This window comes from Methylocella sp. (assembly GCA_037200525.1).
Lineage (GTDB): Bacteria > Pseudomonadota > Alphaproteobacteria > Rhizobiales > Beijerinckiaceae > Methylocapsa.
Window position 1 is genome coordinate 1,089,473 of sequence record JBBCGG010000001.1, and the last position, 11,351, is coordinate 1,100,823.

General features: G+C 59.5%; 11 protein-coding genes. All 11 read left to right on the top strand.

Translation table 11 applies throughout. The features are described from left to right. The 11 genes from WDN46_05145 (at position 1) to WDN46_05195 (ending at position 11,347) form a co-directional block, all read left to right on the top strand. Positions 1-2,550, top strand: coding sequence for a hypothetical protein (locus tag WDN46_05145; protein MEJ0092816.1), 2,550 nt, complete (start codon positions 1-3; stop codon positions 2,548-2,550). Continuing rightward, on the top strand, positions 2,550-2,780 hold the full coding sequence (locus tag WDN46_05150) for a hypothetical protein (GenBank protein ID MEJ0092817.1): 231 nt from the start codon (positions 2,550-2,552) through the stop codon (positions 2,778-2,780). Before WDN46_05145 ends, WDN46_05150 begins: the two co-directional genes overlap by 1 nt. Next, a complete protein-coding gene (locus tag WDN46_05155) occupies positions 2,777-3,685 on the top strand; it encodes a phage major capsid protein (protein MEJ0092818.1) in 909 nt (302 codons plus the stop codon). Before WDN46_05150 ends, WDN46_05155 begins: the two co-directional genes overlap by 4 nt. A 78-nt stretch (positions 3,686-3,763) precedes the next feature. Then, positions 3,764-4,294, top strand: coding sequence for a hypothetical protein (locus WDN46_05160; GenBank protein ID MEJ0092819.1), 531 nt, complete (start codon positions 3,764-3,766; stop codon positions 4,292-4,294). 59 nt (positions 4,295-4,353) lie between these two features. After that, entirely contained in the window at positions 4,354-5,226 is an 873-nt protein-coding gene (locus WDN46_05165) for a hypothetical protein (protein MEJ0092820.1), read from the top strand. Between the two features lie 35 nt (positions 5,227-5,261). Beyond that, entirely contained in the window at positions 5,262-5,645 is a 384-nt protein-coding gene (locus tag WDN46_05170) for a hypothetical protein (GenBank protein MEJ0092821.1), read from the top strand. A gap of 21 nt (positions 5,646-5,666) precedes the next feature. Beyond that, positions 5,667-6,671, top strand: coding sequence for a hypothetical protein (locus WDN46_05175; GenBank protein MEJ0092822.1), 1,005 nt, complete (start codon positions 5,667-5,669; stop codon positions 6,669-6,671). A gap of 3 nt (positions 6,672-6,674) precedes the next feature. Further along, the gene (locus tag WDN46_05180; GenBank protein ID MEJ0092823.1) at positions 6,675-8,312 is read left to right on the top strand and encodes a hypothetical protein; all 1,638 of its coding nucleotides are present in this window, start codon (positions 6,675-6,677) and stop codon (positions 8,310-8,312) included. Next, complete coding sequence (locus tag WDN46_05185) at positions 8,309-8,731, top strand: GNAT family N-acetyltransferase (protein MEJ0092824.1); 423 nt, start codon at positions 8,309-8,311, stop codon at positions 8,729-8,731. The genes WDN46_05180 and WDN46_05185 overlap by 4 nt, the downstream gene beginning before the upstream one ends. Further along, a complete protein-coding gene (locus tag WDN46_05190; protein MEJ0092825.1) occupies positions 8,728-9,741 on the top strand; it encodes a tail fiber domain-containing protein in 1,014 nt (337 codons plus the stop codon). Before WDN46_05185 ends, WDN46_05190 begins: the two co-directional genes overlap by 4 nt. Next, positions 9,734-11,347, top strand: coding sequence for a hypothetical protein (locus tag WDN46_05195; GenBank protein ID MEJ0092826.1), 1,614 nt, complete (start codon positions 9,734-9,736; stop codon positions 11,345-11,347). Before WDN46_05190 ends, WDN46_05195 begins: the two co-directional genes overlap by 8 nt. Positions 11,348-11,351: the final 4 nt, after the last annotated feature.

Consider the following 11,351-nt stretch of genomic DNA (forward strand, 5'->3'; position numbering starts at 1 on the left):
GTGTCGCCTCCAGTAACGGCGGCCGCGGTCGATGAAGATTGCGCGGCGTGGAAGCTCCAGATCGAGTTAGCCGAAAAGCGCAGCGACCGTTGGGAGCGCCGCTGCAAGCGGATCATTAAGCGCTACCGCGAGGAGCGGCCGGACGAAGGCCAGAACGTCGGTTTGCCCATGAGGATGAATCTCCTCTGGTCGAACGTTCAGACGCTTCAGCCCTCAATCTATGGGCGCGAGCCGGTTCCGATCGCCGAACATCGGTTTTTGGATCGCGATGTCGTCGGGCGGGCCGCGGCGCAAATTCTCGAGCGCGCGATGCGCTACGAGCTGCCGGACAGCGGCTTCCATGATACGATGGAACAATGCGTCCTGGACTTTTTGCTTGTCGGTCGCGGCGTGCCGTGGCTGCGGTTCAAACCGGTGATCGGCGCGGCGTCGAGCTTGACGGATCGCGGCGACGACGAACTTTCAGATAGAGCTGGCGATCCGCTTGACGTTGGTGAAGAGCCTTCGGATCTCGATAGGCAGGAGGAAACCGACGGCGACGCCCAAACGGACGAGGCGCCGGCGGAGCGCCTTCTCAGCGCCAATGTGGAGATCGATTACGTCCACTGGCAGGATTTCTTCACCTCGAAGGCGCGCTTCTGGAAAGAAGTTGAATGGGTCGCGCGGCGCCTGTTCCCCTCGCGCCAGGATCTGATTGACGATTTCGGCGAGGAGATCGGTAAAGCCGTCCCACTGGAGATGACGCCCGAGACGGACGAACTCAATAAGATCGGCCGCAACATCGATCAAATGCCCGATGCCATGAAAAAGGCCATCGTTTTTGAGATCTGGCATAAGCCGACGCGGAAGGTTTATACGATCGCGAAAGGGTTCGATAAGTTCCTCGAGGAGCCGCGCGAGGATCCGCTGAATCTCGAAGGCTTCTGGCCGTGCCCGAAGCCCCTGTTCGCCACGATGACGAACGACACCATTGAGCCCGTTCCGGATTACATCGAATATCAGGATCAGGCCATTGAGATCGACAATCTCACGAACCGGATCAGCCTGCTCATCAAAGCTTTGAAGGTCGCCGGCGTCTACGACTCGTCGCAGAAGCAATTGGCGCGGCTGCTTGATGAAGGGCACGAGAATAAGCTGATCCCGGTTTCATCTTGGGCCGCATTTGCGGAAAAAGGTGGGCTGTCTTCGGCGATCTCGTTCCTGCCGATCAAGGAGATTTCGGACGTTCTCGTCGGGCTCACACAGGCGCGCGAGCAGATCAAGAAAGATCTCTACGAAATCACAGGCCTCGCCGACATTATGCGGGGGCAGGCGGATCCGCGCGAGACCGCCGAGGCGGTGCAGACGAAGGGCCGTTGGGGCAGCTTGAGATTGCAACGGCGCCAGACGGAAGTCGCCCGCTTCTGCCGCGACACCATCAAGATGATGGGCGAGATTATCGCCGAGCATTTTCCAGTCGAGACGCTGATCAATATTTCAGGAGCGATGTTTGATGACGGGATCGGTGGGCCAGCCCCAGTTGCGCCAAAGCCACCCCAATCGCCCATGCTCGGACATAACGGAGGGCCGCCCCTTGGCGCTCCATCAGGGATGCATGATCCCAACGGCTTGCCTATGCCGCCGGTTCGGTCACAGCAACCCTCGGTGCCAATTTCGCCTGCGGGAACGCAAGTCGGCCAGCCTGCAACGCCTATTGGAGGAGCGCCTACCAGCGTTCCGCCTTCAAATCCGATGGTTCACGCGGCTCCGCAGCCGCCCGGTGGAGTCGGTGCACCTGCACCTGCGGTAGATCCCGACGCGCAATTTCAGATGCAGATGGCTCAATACCAAATGCAGATGCAAGCTCATCAGCAGGAGAAGCAAATCCTGATCATGAAGGCGATCGACCTTCTGAAGCAGGACAAAATGCGCGGCTTCCGCATCGACATCGAGACGGACTCCACAATCGTCGATGATGTGAACCAAGATAAGCAGGCCCGGACGGAGTTCTTGAAGGCGACGACCCAATTCATCGAAGAAAGCTTCAAAATCGGGCAGATGAACCCCGATGCCGTGCCCATGCTTGGGAAAATGCTGCTATTCGGCGTGCGAGGTTTCCGCGCCGGTCGCGATCTCGAGAGCACCATCGAGGAATTTATCGACAAATCCGAGAAGGATGCTGTCGCGAAGCAGATCGCGCCAGCGCAGCCCAATCCCGAGATCCAGAAGCAGCAATTGGAGTTGCAGGAGACGCAGGCCAAATCGCAGGCTGAGATCCAGCGAGCGCAGATCGATGCTCAGGCCTCAGCTGAGGACAATCAGCGCGCGATGGCGACCAATACGCTCGACGCTCAGGTCGCGCAGCAGAAAGCGCAGATGGAAATGGCGCAAATGCAGCGGGAGGCCGAATATCGCGCCGCCGAGCATGCACAGAAAATGGCCGAACTTCAATTGCAGGCGCAGATTGCGGCGCAGACGCACGCCCGCGAGATGGAGGCAACCGGTTTGGCGCATCAGCGGCGGATCGAAACGCTCATGGCGCCAACGCCAGCGCCGAACGGAGCAGCGTGATGAAAATTGAGTTCAGGTCTGGGTACAAGGCGAGAAAATTCATAGAAAGCGTAGTCACTGTGCTCGTCTCAGAAGACGATGACGGCAATATTGAGCGCGATCGCCCAATTTCGTTGTTGATCTCGTCGGGCCCTTATGAAGCGTCATCCGATACCGAGCTCGATCTTAAACTAAGCGAGGCAATCTGTCTGCGCGATGCGCTTTCGCTTCTAATTGAGCAGGTGAAATGAGCCGGGAAACTTTCGTCTTCCGCGACGGCAAAATGGTCCGCAAAGAGGACGCTGAGACCTTCCAATGGTATTCGGGTTATCAGACCCTGAATATCAGCCCCTCGCAGACCTTTACTGCGGCGGAATTCCCGATCCGGCAGGCTGCGCTCGCCGTATCGATCTCCGGCCTCGAGGAGTTGCAGAACTCCGGCGAGGAAGCCATCATCGATCTGCTGGAAAGCCGCATCGAGAATGGCGAGGATACGTTCCTGAACGGCCTGTCTCTCGCCATGTACGGCGACGGCAGCGTGACGGGCACGATCAACGGTCTCGCCAATCTCGTCGCCAACACGCCGACTTCTGGCGTCGTCGGCGGTATTGATCGGGCGACGTGGTTGTTTTGGCGCAACATTGCCTTCTCGGCGCTGGCGAACGGCGGCGGCGCGGCGACGTCGGCTAATATCCAGCACTACATGAACTCGCTGTGGAAGCAGCTGGTTCGCGGGCGCGACATGCCCGATCTGATCGTTGCGGACGGCAATTACTGGCAGCTCTATCTCGAGAGCCTCCAGGCCATCCAGCGCATTCAAACCGAAAGCCGCGCGCCGGATATGGCTGAAATCGGGTTCGAGACGCTCAAATATATGAGCGCCGACGTCGTGCTTGATGGCGGCTTCCAGGGCTTCGCCAATGATCCGTTCACCCCGGATATTGCGGGCGGTTCGGCCGTTGGCGGCGCGCCGACGAACACGATGTACATGCTGAACACTAAGTATCTGCATTGGCGTCCGCACGCCGATCGCGACATGGTTCCGCTCGATCCGAACCGCTTTTCGGTCAACCAGGACGCGATGGTCCGCCTGCTCGGTTGGGCGGGAAACATGACGCTGAGCGCCGCCTTCCTGCAAGGCGTTCTCACCAGCTGATCATGCTTGGCGAGACGGCCCCACATCGTCTCGCTTTTCTTTCCCGCTTCAGTTCGCTTTTCCGAAAGGATCCTCATCATGCCTGCAACCGCTTCCGGGCTGGCCTTTGCGACAACCCCTCTCGAGGGCGTCAATCTGACCATCACCTATACCGTCAACAATCAGACCCCCGAATTTCCTGGACCGCCTTTTTCGTTGGGTCAGGTCGTTCAGGGCGTCGATAATTCCGAATATGTCTTCGTGAAATTCGCCGCGGCTTATCCGGTCGGCACCGTGGGTTTCATGGACGCCAATTGGAACTTCACGGCGCTCACCAGCGCGAACGCCGCGGCGGTCTCCGGCCAATTGGTCGGCGTCATGTCGCAAGTCAACTCTCTTGGTGGTGACTTCGGCTTCGTTCAGACCGCCGGTCTCTCTCCGGCGATTCTGACCGCGGCGAGCACGCCCGCCAATACCGCGCTGTTCACTTCGGCCACCGCTGGCCAGTTGACCAGCACGGCAGCGGCCAACGTCGCGATTGATGGCATCATTCTGACGACCGCCAATGGGGCGAGCGCCGGCGTGGCGCCGGGTCTCCTCAACCAGCCGCAAGTCTTGCTGCCGAGCTAATAAATAACCGGGGCGCGCCGTTGAGGCTCGCCTCGTTCCTCTTTGGAGCGTGACCTTTCATGAATAACCATGTGACGATTGACGGCCAAGGAGGAACGATCCAGCCCAATGGTCTGGTTCGCTTCGGTTCCGACGAAACCGTGAACGTGCTGTTTTATACGAAATCGGTGCTTGATCCGGTTCAATCGCGCGAGCGCGGCCGACCCTATCACGTGTCGCTGCCCTATGTCCGAATCCAGCAGCCTGGCGAGAAGGATTACATCGATCGCCCGGTGACGGAAAATGACGCGGCGAAGCATCGCTGGCCTCACCATTGGGCGCGCTATGAGGGCGGCCAGAAGCCTGCTCCGGCCGGGACGCCGCTGGAATGCCTTTTCCCGCAACACCCCGAGATCGCCGCCAATTTGCATACGCTCGCTGTCCACACGGTAGAGCAGCTCGCCGGCCTGACCGCGCACGGCCAGCAGACCATCGGCATGGGCGCGACGGAATGGCAGCGCAAGGCCAAGGAATTCCTCGCCGCGGCCAATGGCGGCGTCGGCATGCATCGCCTCCAGCAGGAAAACGACAAGCTCAAGGGCCAGATCGAGGTTCAGGGCAACCAGATCGCGCTCATGAAGACGCAGATCGATCGGCTTCTCGCGGCGCAGAACCAGAAAATACCGCCTGCGATGATCCCGAATGGAGATCCGACGCTCGCCCAGCAGTTCGGCGAGGGGCGCACCACCGATTATCCGCCGCAATTCGGCGATAGCCGCCAAACCTTCCCGAACGACGACCTACCCGATACAGACGCCGCGCCTGCAATCGAGGCCTCCGATGAACCGATGTTCGTCGAAGAGGAAGCCGCAGACTCGGAAGAATCTCTCGATGCGCCGCCGAAACGTCGCGGCGGATGGCCGGCCGGAAAACCGCGTAAGCCGCACGAGTAGTCTCTCCAATCTCAACCCCAAAAAGGAAGACCATCATGGCGATTCAGACGGATCTCACGGGCCTTGGCGTGCCGCCGGCGGTCGCCGAGCGCATCGGCTACAATATTGCGCCGCTCAATGGCATCGGCACGACGCAGGCCGGGGCTGCGAAGATCGGAAGCTCGATCACCCTGGCCAATGCGCAGACGGGCGCCACAGCCTATACGCTTCCAACTGGCCCGATCGCCATGGGCAAGGAGCATTACGTCTTCAACGTCGGCGCCGTTGCAGCGCTGGTCTTCCCGCCGCTCGGCGGCGCCACCCTCAATGGCAGCACCACGGGCGATATCTCCATCGCTGCAGGGAAGGGCGCGATATTTATGCTCGTCGCGGGATCCGGCGGCGCCGCGCCGCAATGGGTCTGCGTAGCCGGCGCGTAATCGGAGCTATCGACAATGCCGATGACCTATCTGGAAATCGTTCAGACAGCTTGCGACGAGCTCGGCCTTGATCGGCCCGCGGTCGTCGCGGGCGCGACCGATCTTCAGACTCGTCAACTCGGAGCGCTAATCAATCGGGATCTTCGCGAAATCCAGCAGAATTACGACTGGACCGCGCTGCAAACCGAATACAATTTGCATGTCGCGCAGCCCGTTAACGCGATCGGTGACGTTCTGCAAGGCAGCCCGCTGATCAAAAATATCAAGATTGTCGGCGCCGATGGATTTAGCGACGGATTTAGCGATGGATTTGGCGGCGGCGACGCCACTCAATTCAGCCAGCTTTGGGTCGTCAATGGGCAATTCCTTCCCGTTGCGACGCGTGTAGCCACCGTCCCTGGCCCGACGATGGTCACCATTGATCAGCCGGCGACCGCCACTCAAACGGGCGTCCCGATGGTTTTCGCGAAAGACACCTATCCGGAGCCGGCCGATTTTTCTCGATTTATCAACCAGACATGGTGGGATCGCACGAACCGCTGGTCTTTGATGGGGCCAGACAGCCCTCAACTCGATCAGTGGCATCGATCCGGCATTGTGACGATCGGGCCTCGCCGACATTTCCGGCAGATCGGCTCGAACGGTCTCAAGCAAGCCAATGGGCCGATCAATAATTATCGGCTCTGGCCGCCGCCGGGCGCGATCGATACGCCAATCGATATCGTTTTCGAATACATTTCCAAGAATTCGGTGCTTAGCGCCAATGGCGTGGCGCAGGCGAGGTTTTTGGCCGACACTGATTTCCCGATCCTGGATGAGAATATCTTCATCCTCGGCGCGAAGTGGCGGATGTGGCAGATCAAGGGCTTCGACTACGCCGCTTTCCAGCAGGAATATCAGGATTACGTCGACCGCAAATACGGCAATGACGGCGGCGCGAAAACCTTGTCGCTGCCGAGCCCGCGCGTCGGTTATTTCGCGTCTGTTGTTCAGGACGGATCTTTTCCGGGACCGGTCGGAAACTGATCGATGCGCATCACTGCGAAAGCCAAACGACCACAAAAGATGGTGGTGGTCGAGGGCGTACCTTTGCCGGCGCCTGTCAGCGGTTGGGATGCAATTTCGCCGCTGGCCAATATGCCGGTGGATCGGGCTTTTCAACTCGACAATTGGGTTTGCCGGCCGGGCTGGATCGAGCCGCGCCGTGGTTCGGTTGTCCAGGCGACGGGTTTGGGGACTAACAAGACGCCTGTCCAGACCCTCATGGCGTTCAACGGGTTCAACGGGACGCGAAAGATCTTCGGCGTCGCGGGCGGGACGATTTACGATTGCACCGCAGTCGGTCCGGCCACGCCCACCACAATGACCGGGCTGCAAAATTCGCGGCTCCAATACATCATGTTCTCGAACGCCTCTCAGGCGCAGCATATCATCGCCTGCAATGGCGCCGATGGCGTCCTCCTTTACGACGGGACCACATGGAGCAAGGCGCCCATCACCGGCGATGGAATCGACCCGACGCAATTCATTCAAGTCAACGCATATCAGCAACGCCTCTGGTTCGTTCAGAATAACTCGACGGACGTCATTTTCTTAACCACTGTCGGAGGCATCCAGGGCGCCGCTCAGACCTTCCCCCTCGGTCAATTGATGACCAAGGGCGGATTTCTCATGGCGATCGGGACATGGACGGTCGACACCCGGCAGAATGTCGATGAATATATCGCGTTTATGACGTCCCGCGGTGAGGTCATCGTCTTTGCCGGGACGGATCCGACCACGGCGAGTACCTTCCAGCTCGTCGGTCGATATCAGATCGGCTCGCCGATAGAGCGCCGCTGCTTTCTGCGCATCTCCGGCGATCTGATGATTATCACCGTCGACGGCGTCGTCGGCATGTCGGAGATGTTGTCCACCGATCGCGCGGCGGCAAACAGGGTTTCGCTGACGTCGATCATCATGAATCAGATGGCGTTGGCCGCACAGCAATTTAAGAATAATTTTGGTTGGCAGCTGATTGAATTCCCTCTGGGAACGCTCGCCATCCTGAATATCCCGATGCAAGAAAACGCCTTCCAGATGCAATTCGTGATGAACACCATCATCGGGGCCTGGTCGCGCTTCATCGGGATCGATCCGAGCACGGGGTTGCAATCGCCGCTGTTCGGGATTAACGCCAATTGCTGGGAAGTCGACGCCGCGGATAATATTTTCTGGGGCGGCAATAACGGCACTGTTTTTCAATGGAATGTCGGATCTGGAGACGGGAAGCAGCCGATTTGCTGCATCGTCAAGGGCGCCTATAATTCGTTCGGAAACGCGGCGCAACTGAAGCGCTATACGAGCTTGCAGGCGCTGATCACTGCGTCGGCCAATCCTGTACCCTCCATCGGGATCGACGTAGATTTCAAGAATGCCGCGACATTCTCGACGGAGCAGCCAGTTACCACATCGCAAGCGCTGTGGAATCAGGTCAAATGGGGCCAGTTCAATTGGGGTAATGCGCCGGGCATCACAAATAACTGGCTGTCTCCCCAAGGGATCGGGCATTACGTCTCGGTCTGGACGAAAGTCACGACCCAGCAGAACCCGAATAATCCGTCCGCTACGAGCAATTTACAGCTGAACGGGTGGAATATCTTGGCGGAACGAGGGGCATTTATTTGAATCTCCTTTTCGGTCACGACAAAACAGTTGCAGATTGGGCGTCCAAGAAATTCGGCTCTCCATTGCGCAATTGGTATTGGGCGATTGGGATCATCGATCGTGAAGGGCTCTTGGTTGGAGCCGCATCATTTCACGATTTCAACGGATCGAACGTCGAGCTCTGCTTTTATGGCCCCGGCGCGATGACGCCGACGATCCTGCGCGGGTTGATGAAGTTCGCGTTCGTCGGCTTGAAGGTCAATCGCGTGACGGCCCGGATGCCGCGCCAAAATAAAATCGTGATCAAGGCGCTGCCTCGCTTCGGGTTCAAATGCGAGGGCGTCTTGAAGCGTTACTTCGGCCCGACAAAGCGGCTCGATGCGATCATGTTCGGCATTCTGGCCGCGGATGCTCAAAAATATATTGAGAGGGCGAGATGAGTCTCAGTCAGCCGACGCCCCCAAATCCCACACAGACGGCTGACACGCAGCAGGGCTTCAATCAACAAGCCGCGACGCAGCAGGCCGAGCTGAATGACGTCAACCAGCAGACGCCTTTTGGGTCCGAAACTTTCACCCAATCCGGGACCAATCCTGACGGGACACCGAAATTCACTGCGACGACGGCGCTGAGCCCGCAGGAGCAGGGCCTCTTCAACGCGACAGTCGGGACGCAACAGCAAGTCGCGAACGATGCTGGGCAGTTGGCGACGAACCTCGCGCCGTCTCTGACCTCGGGACCGAACTTGTCGAACGATGCTCTGACCAGCCAGCTGCTGAACATGCAAACCCAATTCATGCAGCCGACATTCACGCAGCAACAGAGCAATCTTGACTCGCAGCTCGCCGCGCAGGGCATCACGCAGGGGTCGACCGCCTACGATAATGCGGAGCGTTCACTCAATCAGAATCAGACCGGATCGGTTGAAAACGCCATGGCGCAGGATCAGAACCAAGTCTTCAATCAGGCGCTTCAGAGCTATGAGGCTCCAATCCAGACGCTGGGAACGCTCCTCGGCGAGGGCCAACCTGGCTCGGTCAGTTCTTCCCTGGTCTCAACACCGCAGGAACAAGTTCAGCCGGCCAATTTCGAGAGCACCGCAGAACAGAATTTCGATCAGCAAAATCAGCAGTTCCAGAACACGATTTCAGGCCTGTTCAGCATCCCGAGCGCGATTCTCGGTGGATTGGCGAGGGCGCCAGGCACGCCGGCCGCCGGTACTACGTCTGATCGCCGCGCGAAGCGGGATATCGCTGAGATCGGCCGACTCTTCGATGGCAAGCCCGTCTATCGCTTCCGCTATCACGACGATCCGAAGATGCAAATTGGATTGATGGCTCAGGATGTGGCCGAGGATTGCCCAGAAGCAGTACATGTCGGCGATGATGGGTTTATGCGCGTGAATTACGAGCGCGCGACCGAGAGCGCGGTGAGGGGCGTCGATGGCTGATCCGTCTACCGATGGCCTTGGCGCGGCGCTTGCGGCCTCGCCGAACTTCATCAATCCGGCTTACGCGACGCCGGCGCAGCGACAGCAGCTCTACGCCTATGCTAACGAGCTTATGAAGCCGCAGCCGGTGAAAAGCGTGGCGCAGGGATTTGGCGAGCTCGCGCGCGCCCTCGTTGGAGGGTACACGGGTCATCTCGCAGATCAGCAGGAGCAGGCATCCCGCGCGCTTGACCAGCAGCAGCTTACGAATTCCGTCGGCGCCGCCTATTCTCCGGCCGGCTCGCCGCAGCCTGGCGCCGCGCCGAGCCCGCAAGCGAATGGAGCGGACACTTTGGCTCCGTACCGGGAAGCCATCGCATCCAACGAAAGCGCGGGAAGCGGCGATTATGCGGCGGTCGGTCCCGATACCGGCAACGGCAATCGGGCCATCGGCCGTTACGGCATTATGGCCTCAAACGTCCCGCAATGGACGCAAGAAGCGCTTGGCAAGCAAATGTCGCCTCAAGAATTTGCCGCCGATCGGCAGGCTCAAGACGCAGTCTTCAACCACAAATTTGGGCAATATCTCGCCCAAACGGGCAATCCGCAAGACGCAGCGTCGATGTGGTTCACCGGAAAGCCTCAGGCTCAGGCAGGCGATGTGCAGGATTCCCTTGGCACGACGGCGCCGGCATATGTCCAGAAATTCAATTCGGCGCTCGGATCCGCTCCAGCGGCGCAAGCCATAAGCGGTGCGATACGTCTCGCAGGTCCAGTACCGACCCCGAACACTTCACCGCGGCCCATGCCAGCTGCGGCTCCTCCCGCGGCGCCGGTTGGTGGCGCGCAGCCACCGGTATCGGCGGGGGCGATCGGCGCTGTTCTCGCCAATCCGAATATCGATCCGGGCGTCAAACATCAGCTGCTGGAAACCATTGCGCCGCGGCCGATGACCGATGCGCTCGGAAACACGGGCATCTCTTATCAGAACCAGGCCCCCGGCGCGCCGATCTTCCGCGCCGGCGTGCTCAGTCATGTCGGTCCGGATGGGACGGTCCCGACCGTCCTCGGTGGATCAGAGCAAAATCCGACGAACAAAATCGCCGTTCCGACAGTGCCCGGTGCGCCATCTGGTATTCCGGCGCCGGGTTCGGATAGCGTCGGCTCGGCGATCTTGGGTCCAAACTCGGCGGTCGGGTCAATCGTACGGCAGGGACAGGCCAACGCGGCGCAGGGCGCAAATACTCTTGCCAAGCAGGGCGCCGCTTCGGCGCGATATCAGGCGGCGCAGGAAGCGGGCCCGCAGCTCATGGCTGCGTCCTATCCGCTTCGCCAATTGCAGGCCATCATCGCCAAGAATGGCGGTTTGTTGCCGAGCGGTGAGGGCTCCGAACAATTGATGCACGGCTTGTCCGTCGTGAACATGTTGGGCACACTCATGGGGCATCCCGTCGCCGACGCGGACTCCAATCTTCCCACTCTGGAACTGCTGAAAAAATACGGGATGCAGGCCGCGCAGGCGCAAGCCCAGTCATTGGGCCTTCATACCAATTTGGGCCTCGAATCCGCCGAGATCACTTCGCCGAACCCGGCGTTGAGGCCCGGCCAACGCCCATCTTATCGATAATCTT